Origin of the sequence: Tumebacillus algifaecis, assembly GCF_002243515.1 — a bacterium.
Classification (GTDB): Bacteria; Bacillota; Bacilli; order Tumebacillales; family Tumebacillaceae; genus Tumebacillus_A; species Tumebacillus_A algifaecis.
In genome coordinates, this window is record NZ_CP022657.1 from 2,657,299 (window position 1) to 2,677,222 (window position 19,924).

The window sequence follows — 19,924 nt, forward strand, 5'->3', positions numbered from 1 at the left end:
GGCTGGTTTTAGCCGGGCTCTTTTTCAGCTAGCGTTTTTTGCGGGAACCAACACGGTCCAGACGTTTATAGACCGGTGTCTCCACCTTCTCTGCCGCTTCCACCGCTTCGGCAAGCTCAGCGATGGTCGTTTTTTCAAAGAGGTCACGCAGTTGGAGCGTCACTTGGAACTCTTTTTGCACCTTGACCACTAGTTGGGTGGCCATCAGGGAATGACCTCCGATGTCGAAAAAGTTGTCGTGGACAGAAATCTGCTCCACGAGTAGCAGTTCCGACCAAATCACGGCCAAGCGCTCTTCCGTCGAGTTGCGCGGCGCAACATAGGCGTCTGTGCGCTCCGCTCCCTCCGGTGCAGGAAGGAGGCGGCGATCAATTTTGCCGTTTGGCGAAAGCGGCAAGCTGTCGAGGTGCATAAAATACGCAGGGACGAGATAGGCGGGCAGACGCGTCTTCAGATAGGCACGCAACTCAGCAGCCGCAACTTCCTGACCCGAGTAATACGCGGCAAGATCTTGGCCCATAATGTTGACCACCGCCTTGGAAATGGACGGATGGTCGGCCAGTACCGCCTCGATCTCACCCAATTCAACGCGGTACCCGCGCAGTTTGACCTGTTGATCGAGTCGGCCCAAAAATTGAACATTTCCATCGGGCAGCCAGCGCGCCGCATCACCTGTTTTATAGAAGCGTTCGCCGGGCACAAATGGGTTGGCCAAGAAGCGCTCTGCTGTCAAATCTGGACGGTTATAGTACCCTCGTGCCACGCACGAACCGCCGATGTACAGTTCGCCAGCAATGCCGATCGGTTGTGGATTCAGATGCGCATCCAAAATGTACATCCGTGCGTTATCATTCGGTCGTCCGATCGGAACGGTGCTGTACAGGTGCGGGTCGAACTGCCCTGCTTCTGCCTCAAACGTGGAGGAGTCGATGGTCGTCTCCGTAATCCCGTAGCAGTTCGCGATGATCATCCGGTCACCGAAGCGCTCCAAGAGCGTCGCATAATCTGTGCTGGCCAAAGCGTCGGCGCCGGGGAGCACCACTTTGAGATGGTCGAGCGGCAAATTGTTCTGCCAGATGTAATCCATCAGCGGAATGATCAGCCCAGGCGTAGAGTCGATCACCGTCACTTTTTCGTCTTGCATCAAGCGGTGTAGCGCAGTAAAATCCAAGCGGACCTCATACGGGCAGATCACCAAGGCACCGCCTGTCAGCAGGGAGCGAATCAGGTCGCCGACAAAAACGTCGAACGACATGGATGCATATTGCAGGCCCCGAACGTTCATTTTGTCGAAACCAAATTTTCCATACCACACTTCGCTCGTGCTGTGCAACGTATCGTGCTGCACCATGACGCCTTTTGGCACCCCAGTGGAGCCCGATGTGAAGATGACGTAGGCAAGGTTGTGCGGCTCTACGCGGCTGATCGGATTTCGGGTCGGTTGTGCGGCGATGTCGCTGACCACCTCTTCCCAGGCCAAGACGCGCGTAGCCTCATGCGCACCTGACAGTTCTACCTTTTGATCGGTCAGCAACAGCGGCGGAGCACAGACGCTGAGCATCGACTCGATTCGGTCGACTGGATAGGTCGGGTCGATCGGTACATAAGCCCCACCCGCCTTCAGCACGGCGAGCGCGGAGATGACCATCAAAGGTGTGCGATCGACGCAGAGCGCGACGAGCGTTTCTTCAGTGACGCCCTGACCTTGCAGATAGTGGGCCAATTGGTTCGCACGCTCGTTCAGTTCGCGATACGTCAACCGCGCTTCGCCGCACACGACCGCTTCCGCCTCTGGCGTGCGCTCAACTTGCGCTTCAAACAGGTGGTGGAAGCACTGCACCTGTTGAGTCGGCGCTTTGATCTGCGTCCAGTCGAGCAATTGACGCTCTTCCACGTCGGTGAGCAGACGGAGTTCGTTGAGCAGGCTGTTCGGGCGAGCCGCGATGCTGGTGAGCAAGGTGACAAAATGCTCCGCCATACGCGAGATGGTAGCCGGTGCAAACAGGTCGGTGTTGTACTCGAGCACACCTCGCAGCCCGTCCGCTTCCTCCACCATATCCAAGCTCAAATCAAATTTAGCCTTGCTGTTCTCTTGCGGTTCCGGCGTCAAAGTGAGACCTTGCACTTCAAGTGTGCCTTTGGGCGCGTTTTGTAGCGCGAAGAGGACTTGGAACAGCGGAGAGTAGCTCATCTGGCGTTTGGGCTGCAACTCACCGACAAGTCGTTCGAACGGCACGTCTTGATGCGCATAAGCATCAAGCGCTGACTGGCGCACGCGTGACAACAGATCGCGGAAGGTCGGCCGCCCAGACAGGTCGGTGCGCAAGACGAGCGTGTTGACGAAGAAACCGATCAGTCCTTCGACCTCTTCTCTGCTCCGCCCAGCGATCGGCGAGCCGATCAGAATGTCGTCTTGACCCGTATAGCGATGCAGCAACGTGTTGAACGCCGCAAGCAACGTCATGTACAACGTCGCGCCTTCCTGTTGGCTCAGTTTTTTCAGACGATCCGTCAGATCGGCATCGAGTTGGAAGACCAGATTGGCCCCATTGTCGCTCAGCACAGCTGGACGTGAGAAGTCGGTCGGCAATTCCAGGATGGGCAGGTCGCCCCCGAGTTGCTGTTTCCAGTAGCCCAGTTGCTCTTGCAAAACGTCCCCTTGCAACCACTCTTTCTGCCAAGCCGCATAGTCAGCATATTGGATCACCAGCTCCGGCAAGGTCACAACATTCCCCGCGGCCAATTCGCCGTACAGCGATACCATTTCGTTAACCAGGATACCCATCGACCATTCATCGGTGATGATATGGTGCAGAGTCAGCAACAGCAGATGGTCTTCGCTACCCAACCGCAAAAGTTTGGCGCGGAGAAGCGGACCCTGTCGGAGATCGAACGGCGTTTGTGCTTCTTCCAACGCGCAGGCCCGAGCTTCCGTTTCACTTGCCACGTTTTGGATCGGCAAGTTGACGTCCACCACAGTGGCGATGATCTGCTTGACACTGCCGTCCACGCTGTCAAATGTGGTACGAAGCGATTCGTGACGTTGGACGATCATCTCGAAACTGCGAACTAGCGCTTCCGTGTCGAGCGCACCCTGCAAACGCAACGAGGCGGCCATGTTGTAGGTCGCTTGATTCGGCTGAAGTTGGTCGAGGAACCACAAGCGTTCCTGTGCATAAGAGGCAGGGCGCTCACGCTCTCTTGTGCCGGGGAGAATCGGCGCAAACTGGCGGTCGTTCACCACTGCGGACTGATGTTGCAAATAGTGAGCCATGTCGCGAACGGTCGGATTGCTGAACACATCGCGCAGTGTAAACTTCACCTTCAAATCTGTGATCACCCGCGACACAAGTTGGGTCGCCAGCAAAGAATGGCCACCAAGCGTGAAAAAGTTGTCTTGGATGCTGACTTCTTCGACAGACAGAATGTCCTTCCAGATCGAAGTGAGGGCCAGTTCGAGCGGTGTGGACGGCGGAACATAGCTTTGCTCCGATGAGAACGCGGCCGATTGGGGCGCGGGCAGAGCTTTGCGGTCCACTTTACCGCTCGGGGTCAGCGGCATCGCTTCGAGGCGAACATAAGCGGACGGTACCATATAGTCGGGCAGGTGTTCACGCAGAGCAGTACGAAGCTCTTGCACAGTCGGCATCACATCACCTTCTGTCACCACATACGCGACCAGTGTGTTGTCATGCGCGACCACGACCGACTCGCGGATCTCATCATGCTGGGAGAGTCGGGTTTCGATCTCGCCCAGTTCGATACGGTAGCCGCGCACCTTGACCTGATGGTCAAGACGGCCGAGATACTTGATCGTCCCATCCGAAAGATAGGTGGCGAGATCCCCCGTTTTATAGAGTCGCCCTGGCCCGAACGGATTCGGGATAAAGCGTTCGGCAGTCAGATCTGGACGTCCATGATAGCCTCGGGTCAGACCCGGCCCACCGATATGCATTTCCCCACCGACTCCGACAGGCACCGGTTGGAGGTATTCATCGAGAATGTAGATCGTGTAGTTGTCGATCGGACGGCCGAGCGGAATCGTGATCAGGCTTGTGTCTGTCACTTCGTATGCGGTCGAGTAGATCGTGGTTTCAGTCGGACCATACAGGTTGAACAGACGCGCGTTCGTGTGTCCTTTCAACTGTCTCGCCAGCGCGAGTGGCAACGCTTCACCGCCCAACATAATTTTTTTGAGCGGATGCAGAGCGGCCAGCCCCTCCGGCATCGCGGTGATCATACCCATCATCGACGGCGTGCATTGCAGAATCGTCGCGCCGTGGCGATGCAGTTGACTGCGCAACGAATACTCACTGTCCGATACGCCCGCTTCGAGGATGTCCTGATCGGAGAGCAAGATCACTTTCCCCCCTCTGGACATCGTCCAGAACAGTTCGACGACCGAGATGTCAAAGCCGATCGAGGTCACCGAAAGGATCGCATCTCCTGGCTGACAGCCGACCGCTTTGTCCATGGCTTCGAAGGTGTGCACCGCGTTGCGATGCTCGACGAGCACGCCTTTTGGTTGGCCGGTTGACCCGGAGGTATAAATCATATAGGCGAGGTGTTCCGGCCGCACGAGACTGTTCGGATTCGGGAGAGCAACAGATGGCTCCGCTCCTGCCAACACGATCACTTGAGCTTCTTGAGCAGGCAGTTTGTCAGCAAGCGATGCTTGCGTCAAGATCACTTTGGGCATCGAGTCCTTGATCATATAGCCCAAACGTTCCTGAGGATAACTCGGGTCGAGCGGCACATAACAGCCGCCTGCTTTTTGCGTGGCCAAAAGAGCGGTGACCATGTCCAATGAGCGTTCCAGATGAATCCCGACCCGATCGTCCGGGCTGATCCCCAGCGCTAGCAGTTGCTCGGCCACATGGTTGGCGCGATTGTTCAAGGCGCTAAAAGTCAACTCCTGATCTTCAAACACGACGGCGACCGCATCGGGGGTTCGTTCTACCTGTGCTTCAAACACATGGTTCAAGCAGGTAGAGTCAAATGATACTTCGTTCGTTTGATTCCAGTCGCTGAGTATCTTTTGCTGTTCTTCCTGCGGGAGTAGCGGAAGTGCGTGCAAAAGTTGATCCGGATTGTCCACAATTGCTTGGAGCATGGTTGTGAAATGACCGATCATGCGCGCGACCGTTTCCGCATCAAACAGATCGGAGTTGTACTGCCACTCTCCAGACAATCCGCGCTCTGTATCGTAGAACATCAGCGTGATGTCGAACATCGACGTGCCCGGATCGATCGGCTCTGGATGCAAGGTCAAGCTGTGCATCGCGAGCGAAGAAGGCGTGTTTTGCAAGATGAACATGACTTGGAACAGCGGCGAATAGGTCATGTTGCGATTGGGCTGTAATTCCTCGACCAACTTTTCAAAAGGCAGATCTTGATGGGCAAACGCTTCAAGCGTCGTCTTGCGCACGTTTTGCAAGAGGGTGCGGAAGCTCATCCCCTTTTCAACTTGGCTGCGCAGCACCAGCGTGTTGATGAACACCCCGACCAATCCTTCCACTTCTTGTCGGTTACGGTTGGCGATCGGGGAACCGATCAGGATGTCCGTTTGTCCGGCATAGCGGGCGAGAAAAGTTTGGAAGGCTGCGGTCAATGTCATGAAGAGTGACGTGCCTTCTTGCAAGGCAAGATTTTTCAAGTCTTCGCTCAAAGATTTTGACAATAAAAAATTGGTCATCACACCGTTAAACGTCTGCTGTGCCGTGCGAGGACGATCGGTCGGCAGCGCCAACGGTTCGAGTGAACCGCTCAACTGATTTTTCCAGTAAGCAAGATGTCTATCCAGCGCTTGCTGCTGTTCCGGCGATTTCTGCCAATGTGCAAAGTCGCTGTATTGAATCGGCAGTTCCGGCAGGGGCGACTGCTTTCCTTGCGCGAACGCATCATAGACGGCGGTGAACTCGCTGACCAAGATGCCGATCGACCAACCATCGCCGATGATGTGATGCATGATCAGCACAAAGAGATGCTCGGTGTCCGTTTTGCGAATCAAGGTCGCACGAACGAGCGGACCTGCGGACAAATCAAATGGGCGGCGCGCTTCGGCGGTGGCCAGTCGATCCGCCTCCGCTTTGCGCTCAGCCTCTGGAAGATGCCTGATGTCTTCGCGGTGAACCGAAAGGATCAGTTCGTCCTTGATCGCGATGTTAGGTTTTCCTTCTTTTGTATGAAACGTGGTTCGCAACGCCTCGTGGCGCGCGATCACAACGTTGATACTGCGCGTGAAAATATCAAAGTCAAGATCTCCCATGATCGTGACCGATAGCGGGATGTTATAAGTGACACTGTCCTCTTCGAGCTGTTCCATAATCCAAATGCGTTCTTGAGCGTACGATAACGGCACCTGACCTTCTGGTCGGCGGGGGATGCCCGTTTTCTTTGCAGCTGCAGAAGCAATCAATGGACCGGCTTGACCTTTGATTCGTTTTTCTAAAAGTGCGCGCTGCGCCGGGGTGAGGTTCGCTCTTTTATCCATGCTGTGCTTCCTCCTAGCTAAGCATATATTTAGGTAATAAATTTTAGTGAGTTTACAATAACTTAGTTCGTGACTACAATGCTCTTTCCTCCCTAAAAGACCACCAAGACATTAAACAGTCTTGGTGGTCTTCAACATGTCGGCCAAGAGATGAACGTGCGGTGGTTGTAGCAATCCATAGTGATCGGCCGGAATGTTTTGGATCTGCAAATCACCTGTGATTAGCTCCTGCCAACCGTGGGCTGCATCCCCTACTGCGTTGGAGCGGAAGAGAAGCAGGTCCCCCTGGTAGGCGACAGGTTGATAGTGAGTATAGGCATGAATATTCGCTTTGAAAACTTGCCACAGTCGGCGCAGACTCGCAAATTCGATCGCGATCGGCAACTGCTGTTGCAGGATTTCCAGCGCTTGATCTTCGCTTGTGATCGAGGTCGTCGGTACCTGCGGATCAACTCCCCCCAGCAGATCGCGGGCGAATACGGCAAGCAAGGTCAGGTCGTCCGCTTGTTCTTGGTAGGCGGGAACGGGAGCGAGCGAATCGAAGAGCGCGAGCAGTTCCACCTGCTCCCCTTGCATTTGCAATTGTTGGGCCAGTTCGTAGGCGATCGTGCCGCCGAGCGACCACGCTCCGATTCTGTACGGGCCATGTGGCTGAACGGAGCGAATCGCAGTTAGATAAGCAATTGCCAACTCTTCAATGGTCGTAAACGGCTCCTCCCCCGCTTCTAGCCCACAAGCCTGCAAGCCATAGAACGGTTGGTCGCTGCCCAAGCTTGCTGCCAAGGCGGAGTAGCAGAAAACACTGCCCCCGACCGGATGAATGCAGAAAAAGGGTGTCTCGGTGCCGTCCGCTTGGATCGGGATCAGCGGTGACCAGCTTCTGTGGCCCGTTTGTCGCAACAGGTTGGCCAGATGCTCGACGGTACCGCCTTCAAAAAGGGCAGAAAGCGGGAGCGTTTGGGAGAAACGGGTGGTGATCTGCGCCATCAAGCGCACAGCAAGCAACGAGTGTCCGCCGAGAGTGAAGAAATTGTCTGTAACACCAATGCCGCTTATGCTGAGCAAGTTTTCCCAGATCTGCACCAGTTCGCGCTCCAAATCACTTCGCGGCGCGACGTGGTTGTGCTCCGCTTCGAGGCGGATTCCGGCAGGTGATGGCAATGCTCGGCGGTCCAGCTTGCGGTTGGCGTTGAGCGGCATGGTGTCGAGATGCATAAACAGCGATGGAATCATGTACTCGGGCAGTTTGTCATGCAAGTAATCGCGCAGTTCCGCACTGCTTAGCGCAGGTTGCTGGCGTGCGACGAGGTAGGCGACGAGTCGTTTGTCGCCCGGGCTGAGTTCATGCGGGATGACTGCAGCTTCGAGTACATTGTGGTGCTGGCGAAGCACGCTTTCGATCTCGCCTGGTTCGATGCGGTACCCGCGGATTTTGACTTGGTGATCGAGACGGCCCAGATAGTCGATTTGACCATCGGTGCGCCAGCGGGCTCGATCGCCCGTTTTGTAGAAGCGCTCCCCTTCATGCAGGATGAAGCGCTCTGCGGTGAGCTCAGGGCGATTCAAATAGCCATTCGATAAGCACTGGCCGCCAATGCAAAGCTCACCGGGCACGCCGAGCGGGACAAATTGGTTTTGGCTATCCAAAATGCGTATCGCAGCCCCCGAGATCGGACGACCAATCGGCGGCATGGTGTCTGTTGTCTCCTCCGGCAAGCGATAGGACGTGACGACATGTGACTCGGTCGGCCCGTAATGGTTGTATAGCGTGCACCCAGGCAAACGCTGTAACAGACGTTTGATCGGGGCTGTCAGTTGCAGTTGGTCACCAGCGGTGTAGATTTCGCACAGGTGCAGACTGGTATCTCGCAGTCCCTCTGCCGCTTCGGCCAATTGCTGAAAGGCGACATAGGGCAAGAAGAGGCGCTCCACCTGCTGTGACGATAAGTAGGGGATCAACTGCATCGGATCGCGGCGCACCTCATCGGTGAGTAGCACCAATGTCCCACCGGAACAGAGCGTGGAGAAAATCTCTTGCACCGAGACATCGAACGTGATCGTAGCATATTGCAAGGTCCTTTGACCCGCAATAAATTTGGCGTCCTGAAGTTGCCAGTCGATCAGATTCTGCATGGCACGATGGGGCATGACGACCCCTTTGGGCTGCCCGGTGGTGCCCGATGTGTACAGGACGTACATCGTATTTTCCAGCGCGACGGTGCCTTGCTCGCGAGGTGCCTTCGCGTGATCGTGATGCTCTGTTCGGATCATCACGATGCTCGCACCGTTCTGGTTATCGATCGTGACGCTCGTCGATGCCGATGCTGAGATCGTATGCGCCGGACTGGTAAGTAGAACGGACACTTGGGCATCTTGCAGGATGTAAGTTTGACGCTCTTCCGGATGTGTAGGATCGACCGGTACGTAGCCGGCACCCGCCTTTAGAACGCCCAAAATGCTGATGATCAGTTCAGGCGAGCGCTCGAGGCGTATTCCGACCAGATCACCCGGTCCGACGCCTTGAGCTTGCAAGATGTTGGCCAAGCGGTTTGCCCGTTCGTTCAGTTCCGCATAGGTCAGGCGATCCTCACCCATGAGAACGGCCAGCGCTTGGGGCCATTTTTCCGCTTGTGCTTCAAAAAGCTGATGAACACAGCGGTGGTCCTTCCGCTCTACCAGTTGCCCCTGACCCAGCGCGATCAGTCCTTGACGCTCGGCGGCAGGGAGCAAGTTGAGTTCGCTCACTTTTTGTTCAGGGTTTTCGGTGATGCTGACCAGCAGTTCGTGGTAATGGGTCAGCATGCGCGCCATGGTCTCCCCATCGAAAAGGTCGGGGCTGTACTCAATCGAGCAAGTCAAACTGCCGTTGGTCTCTCCGACCGCCAGTGACAGGTCGAACATCGCCGTGTCCGTTTCTGCGATCAGCGGTGACCAAGTCAATTCAGGCAGGTGCATCTCCGTGTACAGCTCGGCGAGATGGCGGAAAAATGCTTGGAAGAGCGGCGTCTGGCTCATACTCCGTTCAACTTGCAGCTCCTCGACTAGTTTTTCAAAGGGGACGTCTTGGTTCGCAAAAGCATCGAGCGACGTTTGACGCACCTGTTGCAACAGGTCGCGGAACGTCTGCTCCCCATCGATGCGCACCCGTAGTGACAGCGAGTTGATAAACAGACCGATCAGCCCTTCGATCTCTACACGGCTCCGTCCAGCGATCGGTGTCCCGATCGAAATGTCGTCCTGTCCAGTCCAGCGGTGCAACAAGACGTGAAACCCCGCCAAGAGCAACATGAAGAGCGTGACGCCCTCTTCTTCGCAGAGCTCTTTTAGTTTGGCGGTGAGTTCATCCGGCAGCGGATGTCGCTGCTGTTCGCCTCGCGAAGATTGCTTCGGTGGGCGCAGGTGATCGGTGGTGAGTTGCAGTGCAGGCGGATGGTCACCCAATTGTTTTTTCCAGTAGGTCAGCTGTTTGGAAAGCACGTCCTCTTGATCCTGTTGCCATTTGGCATAGTCGGCATATTGAATCGGCAGCTCCGGCAACTGCGCCGACTCTCCTTGGTAATTCGCTTGATAAAGCGCGATCATCTCCTGCAACAACACGCCGAGCGACCAGCCATCCGCGACGATGTGATGCAACGTGAGCAGCAAAATGTGCTCATTTTCCGCAATGCGCAACAACGTGGCGCGAATCAACGGCCCTCGTGCTAAATCAAACGGCTTTCGTGCTTCTTCTCGGGCAAAGCGACGCCACTCGTTATCTGGTACTTCGAGCACTCGAACCTTGAGGGTCAATTCCTCGGCGATCGCTTGGTACGGCACTCCACCAGCCGCGTGGAAAGTGGTGCGGAGCGCTTCATGGCGGGCGATGATGTCGTTGATGCTTTGCGTTAGAACCTCCAACTTGAGATTACCCTGCATCTTAATGATCGAAGGGATGTTGTAGATGTGATTGCCCGGTTGAAAACGGTCGAGAAACCACAAGCGCGCTTGGGCAAAAGACAGCGCAGCCGTCGCAGCCGGTTCACGCTTGGCAATGCCTGTCGCTGCGGGCGTTTTGATCTCACCGCGCAGGCGTTTTTCAAGCAAGGCTCTTTTATCTGCGGACAAATTGGTCCGTCGTTGTAGCAGGTCTGTTTTGCGATCCATGGTGTCACCTACCTTTTTGAATGAAGGGAACCCCTTGCCCTGTTGTGCAAGGGGTTCCTTGCTTCTGACAACTAATTCTTAGATCGAACTGATCGAGAAACTAGCGACATGTTGCGCGAAAACCAACGGGAGCTCGACAATGCGATCACACGAGGTCAGATGGATCGGGTTCCCCCTGCGTGGTTGTGCCCGGCGGTTTTTGTCGATTGGCCACAGAAGTTGGCCGAACTGCCCTGCGCTCCCGAGACATCCGCTCGATGGTGATCCGCTCTCTGCGCAAGCCTTGCGACAGTTTCCCTTCGACCTCCTCGGCGATCGCGGCGACCGTCGGGCGTTCGAACAGGGTGCGAAGCGGTAGATCCACTTCGAATTCATGACGAATGCGAGAGACCAACGAAGTGGCCAGCAGAGAATGACCGCCGAGCGCAAAGAAGTTATCCTGAACACCCACTTTTTCCAAGCGTAGCACGTCCGCAAAGATCACAGCCAACTTTTCCTCGGTCGGGGTGCGCGGTGCGACATATGCCGCATCGGTTGCGCGAACTCGTTCCGGTTTGGGCAGCGCTTTGCGATTGACTTTGCCGTTGGCTAGTCGCGGCAGGACATCGAGGAACTGGAACGACCTCGGCACCATCGCAGCGAGCAAGTGACGCTCCAAATGGACACGCAGGTCTTCGGCGGTCGCCTTATGCCCCTCTTTTACTACGAGGTAAGCAACCAGTTCAGTCTGTCCAGTTTCGTCTTTCCAATCGAGCACTGCGCAGGCGTGGACAGCCTCGTGTCGCAGGAGCACAGAGGACACTTCATGCAATTGAATCCGCACACCGCGAACTTTGACCTGATCGTCCGTACGTCCGAGAATTTCCAACGACCCGTCAAGGCGATAGCGCCCTTTGTCGCCTGTGAAGTATAGCTTGTCGGCAGGATCATGCGGACAAAACGGGTTTTGCACAAAATTCGAATTCTCCTCTGGAGCGTTGACATAGCCGAGCGTACGAAACGGTGTGCGAAGAACGATCTCCCCTTGTTCACCGATCCCGCAGAGCTGTCCCGTCTCGCTCAGAACGAGCGCCTGCGTTTCTGGGAATGGAACGCCGGCCGGTTGGATTCCCGGTTCGGGCTGTTCCGGCACGACATGGTAACATTTAACCATCGTTGTTTCCGTCGGGCCATACAGGTTGATGATATTGCCGAGTGCCGGGAATGCACCGCGCAGGCGATTGACCAGCACATCGGTCAACGGTTCGCCCGCCAGGAACAGGTGGCGCAGCGAACGAAGCGAGAAGCCATGCGGATGATCGGTCGCCCACGCTTGAGCGACAGACGGTACGGTATGCAACACGGTGACCCCGACGCGCTCCAGCCACGGCAAGATCAAGTCGCCGCCTAGATCGTCTGTCGCTTCGGGGAGGCACAGCGTCGCCCCGCTGGTCAGCGGGAGGAACACATCGCGCAGCACTGCGTCAAATGACAGATGGATCAGTTGCGCGACACGGTCGCTCGGGCCGATCTGAAACGTGCTGCGCTGCCAGGCCAGGAAGTGGTTGAGCCCTTTGTGACAGCCGAGAACGCCTTTGGGCACGCCCGTCGTTCCCGAGGTGAAGAAAATATAGGCCGGGTCGTCTGGGGCCAGCGTCGGCAACACAGTTGTGTCAGGTGCCGACTTTTGCAATACGCTCCCGCTGTGTGGGTCGATGTGCACGATTTCGAAACGTAGGAACATCGTTTGCCAGTCGTCTGTCATTTCCTCATCGCTTGTGAAGAGCAGATGTTTCGCTTTCGACTGCTCGACCATCACGCTCTGACGATTCAGCGGCAGGTGAAGATCGATCGGTACCAAAACACCACCGCTCTTCAACACGCCGAGCATGGTGACGATAAATCCGAAATTGCGCGTCCCAGCCACAGCCACAGCATCGCCTGGCGCTACCCCGTTTGCGACCAGCACACGAGCCAGCGTGTCGGCGCGCTCTTGTAGGTCTCGGTAGGACCACTCTCGCCCGCCTTGCATAACGGCGCTCTGCTCAGGCGCTTCTCCCGCCCATTTGGCAAAAAGCTCGTTGATGAACGGGTAGTCCGGTTCTGCGATCGCCACGGTTGGATCGGGGAGTCGGTTCCGGCAGGAAGACGTTACCAGCGTGCAGGTATTGACCTTGCGATCCGGTTCCGCCAACATTTGCTCGAGCAGGAATTCAAATTGCTCCATGAAGGTTGCCATGCGCTCCGCTTTGAATAGCGCCGTCTGATAGACGAGGCTCATGCGCAACTGTTCGTCCTGCTCCGAGATGTAAAGCGTCATCATGAACTTGGAAGCTGGCTCTGCGCCCGCTTCAAGTCCGGAGATCGTCAGACCTGGGAGTGACAAGTCACTGCTTGGCGTGTTGACGAAGTTGACCATGACGTCGAACACCGGGTTGCGGTTCATATTGCGGTCCGGTTGGATTTCTTCAACGATCTTTTCGAACGGTACCTCTTGGCGGGCGAACGCATCCAAAGTCGTTTCACGCACACGGCTCAACAGTTCGCGGAAGGTCGGCCCGCCGCTAAAGTCGGTGCGCAGGGCAAGCGTATTCAGCAAAATGCCGATCAACCCTTCCGTCTCCACCGTACCGCGATTGGCGACCGGAGTTCCGACGATGATGTCATCCTGTCCAGTCATGCGGGCGAGCAGTGTTTTGAAAGCGGCAAGCACCGTCATGAACGGGGTCGTGCCTTCCTCCCGACCCAACTTTTTCAACTGTTGAGTCATCGATTCGGACAGCATGACCACCTGCCGAGCACTCTGTCCGCTGTTCGCTTCTGGACTAGAGTCGGTCGGCAATTCCAAAACGGGGAGGTCGCCGCCTAATTTGGTTGTCCAGTAAGCCATCTGCTCGTCCAACGTTTCACCATTCATCCAACCGCGCTGCCAGATCGCATAGTCGGCAAACTGCACGGGCAGTTCGCTAAGCGGCGAAGATTGCTGTTGCGAGTAGGCTCCATAGAGCGCCACGAACTCCTCGATCAATACGTTCATCGACCAGCCGTCCGAGATGATATGGTGCATGTTGACGAGGAGCGCGTGCTCTTCTGTCGCCAAACGGATCAAAGTAACGCGCAAAAGTGGGCCTTCGTGCAGATCAAACGGGTCGGTCGCATCCTTCTGCACCAGAAGATGCAGTTGATCGTCGCGGTCTGCTGCTGCAGTAAGGTCGATCACCGGCACATCCAGTTCCAAGACAGGCGCGATCACTTGCACCGCCTGCTCCCCTTCCATCTGGAAGGTCGTGCGCAGCGATTCATGGCGCCTGACAATCTCGTTAAAACTGCGTTTGACAGCTTCCACATCCAACACGCCCTGCAGTTTCAGTGCGGACGGCATATTGTACGCATTGCTACCCGGCGTCAATTGGTCGAGGAACCAGAGACGCTGCTGAGCGTAAGACAGCGGGATCGGCTCGTCGCGCAATGCTTTGCGAAGCGGAGGTAGTTGTACTGGCGTTACGCTTTGATTCTCATCGCTCAGCAGTTTCGCGAGCGCTGCCACCGTCGCATGATCGAACAGAGCCCGCAGCGGCATCTCGGCCTGAAACACTTCGCGAATGCGGGACACCAGACGTGTTCCGAGCAGCGAGTGACCGCCAAGTTCAAAGAAATCGTCAAAAGCTCCGACTTGTTCGACTCCCAACAGTTCTGCAAAAAGCGCTGCGATCTTCGCTTCGGCCTCGTTGCGCGGCTCGACATACTCCGTTTCCAGTTCGGGACGACCCTCTGGTGCTGGAAGCGCGCGGTAGTCCAGCTTTTGGTTGGCGGTGAGCGGGAAGGACTCGAGCGTGACAATCGCGCTTGGCACCATATAATCGGGCAGTTTGTCGAGCAAAAATTCGCGCACATCGCCAGATGATGCACTTGCCGCCGGGTCAAACACGAGGTAGGCGACAAGACGTTTCAGCCCTGGCACGTCTTCTCTTGCCATCACCGCCGCTTGGACGATGGCCGGGTGCTGTTCGATCACCGACTCCACTTCCCCGAGTTCGATGCGGAAGCCGCGAATTTTCACTTGACTGTCGATACGTCCAATAAACTCCAGCGTGCCATTTGCCAACCAGCGCACCAGATCGCCCGTCTTGTAGAGGCGCTCTTCGTGCTTGAAGGGGCTGGGCACAAACTGTTCATCTGTCAGATCGGGGCGATTCAAATAGCCGAGTGCAATCCCTTCTCCGCCGACATATAATTCTCCCACCACGCCAGTCGGCACCGGGTGCATCCGATTGTCCAACACGTAGACGCTCGTGTTCGCGATCGGTCGGCCGATCGACAGGCTGGTGCCAACATCGTCCCCCGCCCTGACCGCATGAGCGCTGGCGACAGAGGTCACCTCGGTCGGGCCGTAAAGGTTGAAGAAAGTGAGGTTCAACTGCTCGATCACCTTTTTCGCATGCGGTGCAGAGATCGCGTCACCGCCCGAAGCGAGCAAGCGTATGCCGCGCAGTCCTTCGAGATGTGCCTCGACCATCTGGTGGAATAGCCCGGCCGTCAGGAACAAAACGGTAATGCCATGTTCGCGAACCGCATGTCCGATCTCCTCCATCGACGCTTGATACGGCGGGTAGACGACCAATTTCGCACCATTCAGCAGCACACCCCAAATTTCCACCGTCGATGCATCAAAGGCGATCGGGGCATATTGCAGTCCGACATCGTCCGATATATAGGGAAGCGCGGCGCTCGGTCCGTACACCAGTCGAACGATGCCGCGATGCGGAATCAAAATGCCCTTCGGATTGCCCGTCGTACCGGACGTGTACATCACATAGGCCACACTGTCAGGAGTCACAGCTGATGTTAGATTGTCTCCACTCTCCTGCGCGAGCACCTCGTGCAACTGTTCGACGCAGACTTGCCGCGCGTTATGCGGTGGCAATTTATCGACCAGATGAGCCATCGTCACCATCACCGTGACGCCCGTGTCTTCCAGCATGTAGCGTAGACGTTCCAGTGGATAGGCTGGATCGAACGGAACATACGCCCCGCCCGCCTTTACTATCGCGAGCATTGCGATGATCAGTTCGCTCGAACGCTCCATCGCAAGCCCGACCAGATCCCCTGTCCCAACCCCTAGTTTTTGCAAATGGCGGGCCAGACGATTGGCGCTCTCATTCAGTTCACGATAGGTCAAGCGCTCCTTTTCAAACACGAGAGCCGTTCGATCTGGGGTCGCCGCAGCCTGTTGCTCGAAAAGCTCGTGTACCGCTCGCTTGGGCAGATCAACCTGTGTCTGGTTCCACTCGACAAGCAATCGTTGCTGTTCTGCTTGTGTCAAAATCGACAACTCGGAACAGGAAACGTCAGGCTGTTCGGCAACAGCATCGAGCAGTTGCTGGAAATGTTCGGCCATCCGTACAGCCGTCGCTTTGTCAAACAGATCAACGTTGTATTCTAAAATGCCATTCAGCCCTTCTGCGCCCTCTTCCATCGCCAAAGTTAAATCAAATTTGGCCAGATCCGCTTTCATTTCGATGGCGCTAAACGAAAAACCGTCCGCTTCCAATTTGCTCTCCGGAATGGTCTGCAAGGTGAACATCACTTGGAACAGCGGCGAATGGCTTTTGTTTCGATCCGGTTGCAATTCTGCCACCAACATCTCAAACGGCACCTCTTGATGCGCGTACGCTTCTAAAGTTGTCGCCTTGACGCGACGCAGCAGTTCGCTGAAGCTGTAATCGCCCGACAGGTCGGTGCGCAGCACCAACGTGTTGACTAAAAATCCGATCAAAGGCTCCAACTGCGTGTGATTGCGCCCCGCAATCGGAGAGCCGACCGCAAAGTCATCCTGCCCGCTGTAGATGTTGAGCAAGATTTTAAACACGGTCAGCAACGTCATGTAGGAGGTCGCGCCTTCCCTTCGTCCGTTGGAAAGCAGTTTCTCATACGATTCTTTACGAACCTTGAAGTAGATCGTGTGGCCGCGATTCGTCTGTACAGCAGGGCGCGGACGGTCGGTCGGCAGTTGCAGGACGCTGAGTTCCCCGCCCAGCTTTTTCCTCCAATAGGAAAGCTGATCCTCCAACACTTCGCCTTGCAAGCGCTCGCGCTGCCAATGAGCAAAGTCTGCATACTGAATCGACAACTCCGGTAGCGGCGAAGGCAATCCTTTTGCAAACGCATGATAGAGCGTCCCGATCTCCTGAATAAACACGTTCATCGACCAACCGTCCGAAATGATGTGGTGCATCGTGAACAGGAGAACATGTTCCTCCGGGGCGACTTTGATCAGAAGCAGACGCAGAAGCGGACCTTTGGCTAGGTCGAATGAGTACATCTGTTGATGATCTGCCCAACGCCTGATTTCCACTTCCTTGTTGCTCAAGTTCTGCACATCAAGCTTCGGAATGTTGCGGAACTTATATTCTTTGATCACTTGCATCGGCTCACCGTCGATCAGGCGAAACACTGTGCGCAATGACTCATGACGGTGTAGCATCTCGTTGAAACATTGTTCGAGGGCGTTCAGGTTCAATTTTCCGGTCAAACGCAAGGTGGCCGGAATGTTGTATAGCGGAGTGCCGGGGTCCATCTGATCGATCAACCACAGGCGCTGTTGGGCGAAGGAAATCGGCATCGCGATATCTTGGGCCGAATCTTCGTACCCCGCCTCTTCTGCCAACAGGTGGCTGATCTGCCTGGCATACTGCTCCTCCGCCGCCTCTGTGGCTTGCCTGCACATGCGCTCAAGATCGCCGCGCATCGCCTGTATCGCAGCCGCGTCTACATCTGGAAGTGGAGATTGCTGCCCCGTCACAAACGCGTCATAGAGCGCAGACAATTCGTGCAGGAAGACGTCTTTTGCCCATTCGGCTGTAATTACCGGATGCATGACTGCAAGGAAAACGTGCTCATCGGGTGCCCTTTTGATCAGCAACGTACGCAGCAAAAGGTCCTTTTCTACTTGGAAAGGAGTGGCTGCCTCTTGCACCAGCAGTTTCTCTAGAGACGATGTTCTGATTGCTTCAGGCAAATGAGTGAGGTCCAGCAAAGGCATAGCCACATACGGTTCCACTTGCAAAGCGGACACTGTCGTTCCATCAAGGAGAGAGACGGTCGTTCGCAACACTTCATGGCGGGAAATGATCTCGCGCACGCTTTTCGCTACTATTTCCAAATTCAACGAACCAGTGAAGCACAACACGATCTGAGTGGTTTCTTTCGCCTCTGTCGTCAGCTGTTCATCCCAACTCTTCAATGTCACCAGCTCCAGCATACGATTGTCCATGGTTCCACTCCCTCGCTCGCTTCTTGCGCACAAATTATGCTTGTGCAATATGCAATATGATTCCAACCATTCACGATATTGTCTTTTCGGTTCAATGCAAAAATTAATAATAATTGGTCAGCTAAATAACAATTACGACATGAAGATCGAACTTCCCTCTGTGAAACTTGAATGGCTTAAATAATAGTATAAAGACAATAATTCATTAGGGAAATTTTGTTTTATTTGTAATTATTATATAAGCACAAAGTTCCTCGCGACGACCATCCAACCGATCGCTCCCCTCCTGATTCAAAGTGGAAACAAAGGGCCGACTCGCGCATCCACAAATTTACGTTTCGCTCGACCTCCCCTCCCAAATGGGAAAAAGCACCCGCGATGTACGGATGCTTTTTCGTTCACTCGTCTGCTGTTTGTTCTTGCGATAAGGACGGGATGCGTCGGTCGAGCTCTTCCAGCGACCATTCGCCTTCTTCCAACCGCTTCACATCTACTTTCGTTTGTTCAGACTCTGTCGCTTGAGATCGTTGATTCTCCACCATCGTTCGATCACTCCCTGTGTTTGGGTAACACGCCTAGAGTGTACAAATTTTCGCTGAAGGATTCTCGATGATCGCCTCGATCAGGCTCAGCCAGGTTTGAGCAAAATGGTGGACAGTTTCAGCGCGGTGGAGGTCGGGGCTGTATTCGAAAAAGCATTCCAGACCCCATTCGCGTTCGACGAGCCCCAATGTCAAATCATACTTGGCAGTTCCAGCATCGAGCAGGTCGTACTCGATTTCCAAACCTGGCAGTTGCAACGGTCTGTCGTCCGCCTCTACGTAGACGAACATCGCTTGAAAGACGGGGTTGCGGCTTGAATCGACTGGCAGGTGCAACGCTTCTTTCAGCAGATGAAACGGCAATTCCTGATGGGCGAATGCACCGATCGCCGCCTCACGAACTCGATGGAGCAGATCACAAAACCTCAGCTCTCCGCTTACCTCAGTTCGGATGACAGAACTGGTCAATACATAGCCAAGCACGCGCGCCATCTCTTTGCGTCCACGATTTGCGAACGGCGTGCCGACCACGATGTCTTCTTGCCCGCAAAGACGGTGCAACAGAACTTGATAGGCCGCCAGCAAGACCATGAAGCTGGTGGCACCTTCCTGCTGTCCCAACGCTTTCAAACGCTGAAGCCCCGCTTGGGGAAGATCAAAAAACACTCTCACGCCTCGATGTGACTGCACAACAGGGCGCGGATAGTCGGTCGGCAGTTGTAACAAAAAGTCGCTCCCCGCCAATCGACCCTTCCAATAGGCTAACAACCTTTGCAACTCGTCACCTGTCAAATACTCTCGCTGCCACTCCGCATAGTCCGAATATTGAATCTCCGGTTCGGGCAGCGTTGCCCGCGCTCCCTGCACCAAAGCGCGATATAGCTCCGACAACTCCTCAAATACGATCGAAAAGGACACCCGATCTGTCACCAAATGATGCACCGTCAGCACCAAGCACCACTCATCCTGCGCCGCATGTACTAGCTTGACGCGCAGCATGGGTCCTTGTTCCAATTCGAAAGGTCGCTTGACCTCTTCCCCGATGACCTTTTGCATCGCCTGCTCCCGATCGACAAGCGCCACATCTGTCAGATCAACTTCGACCCACGGCAGGAGAATTTCAGGCATCACCACCTGCATCACCTGACCGTCGATCATCCGAAACACCGTTCGCCACGCTTCATGACGCCTGATGATTTCATGGAGCGCTCGTCGCATCGCATCAACTTTGAGCAAGCCTCTGATGCGGATCGATCCGTACACATTGTACGTAGGCAACTCTGGCGCTTGCTGGTGCAACTGCCACATTCGCTCTTGATCGAACGACAGCCGACTCGGTCCCTGATGTCCGCGACGCGAAATTGATCCCTTCCCACGCTCGCCTCGTGCGGACAAGCTCTTTCGCATCACCTGTTGCTCGAACAGGGCGCGTTGTTCCGGCGATAAGGCGGCCAGACGCTCTTGCAAACGATCCATGCTAGCATCTCCTCCACA

5 protein-coding genes are annotated in these 19,924 nt (G+C 55.4%); all 5 read right to left on the reverse strand.

Annotated elements, in window-relative coordinates:
- Positions 1 to 28: 28 nt before the first annotated feature.
- On the reverse strand, positions 29 to 6,493 hold the full coding sequence (locus CIG75_RS11045) for a non-ribosomal peptide synthetase (protein ID WP_094236703.1): 6,465 nt from the start codon (positions 6,491 to 6,493) through the stop codon (positions 29 to 31).
- Between the two features lie 111 nt (positions 6,494 to 6,604).
- Positions 6,605 to 10,636, reverse strand: coding sequence for a non-ribosomal peptide synthetase (locus CIG75_RS11050; RefSeq protein ID WP_094236704.1), 4,032 nt, complete (start codon positions 10,634 to 10,636; stop codon positions 6,605 to 6,607).
- A 145-nt stretch (positions 10,637 to 10,781) separates the two neighbouring features.
- Complete coding sequence (locus CIG75_RS11055) at positions 10,782 to 17,888, reverse strand: non-ribosomal peptide synthetase (protein WP_094236705.1); 7,107 nt, start codon at positions 17,886 to 17,888, stop codon at positions 10,782 to 10,784.
- 398 nt (positions 17,889 to 18,286) lie between these two features.
- Positions 18,287 to 18,430, reverse strand: a complete 144-nt coding sequence (locus CIG75_RS20730) for a hypothetical protein (RefSeq protein WP_157729511.1) — start codon at positions 18,428 to 18,430, stop codon at positions 18,287 to 18,289.
- Positions 18,431 to 18,463: 33 nt separating this feature from the next.
- Positions 18,464 to 19,906, reverse strand: a complete 1,443-nt coding sequence (locus tag CIG75_RS11060; protein ID WP_094236706.1) for a condensation domain-containing protein — start codon at positions 19,904 to 19,906, stop codon at positions 18,464 to 18,466.
- Positions 19,907 to 19,924: the final 18 nt, after the last annotated feature.

Bases quoted from the DNA above. Each gene is read 5' to 3' on its own strand.
- CIG75_RS11045 (WP_094236703.1), bottom strand. From the start codon at position 6,493: ATGGATAAAAGAGCGAACCTCACCCCGGCGCAGCGCGCACTTTTAGAA.
- CIG75_RS11050 (WP_094236704.1), bottom strand. From the start codon at position 10,636: ATGGATCGCAAAACAGACCTGCTACAACGACGGACCAATTTGTCCGCA.
- CIG75_RS11055 (WP_094236705.1), bottom strand. From the start codon at position 17,888: ATGGACAATCGTATGCTGGAGCTGGTGACATTGAAGAGTTGGGATGAA.
- CIG75_RS20730 (WP_157729511.1), bottom strand. From the start codon at position 18,430: ATGGTGGAGAATCAACGATCTCAAGCGACAGAGTCTGAACAAACGAAA.
- CIG75_RS11060 (WP_094236706.1), bottom strand. From the start codon at position 19,906: ATGGATCGTTTGCAAGAGCGTCTGGCCGCCTTATCGCCGGAACAACGC.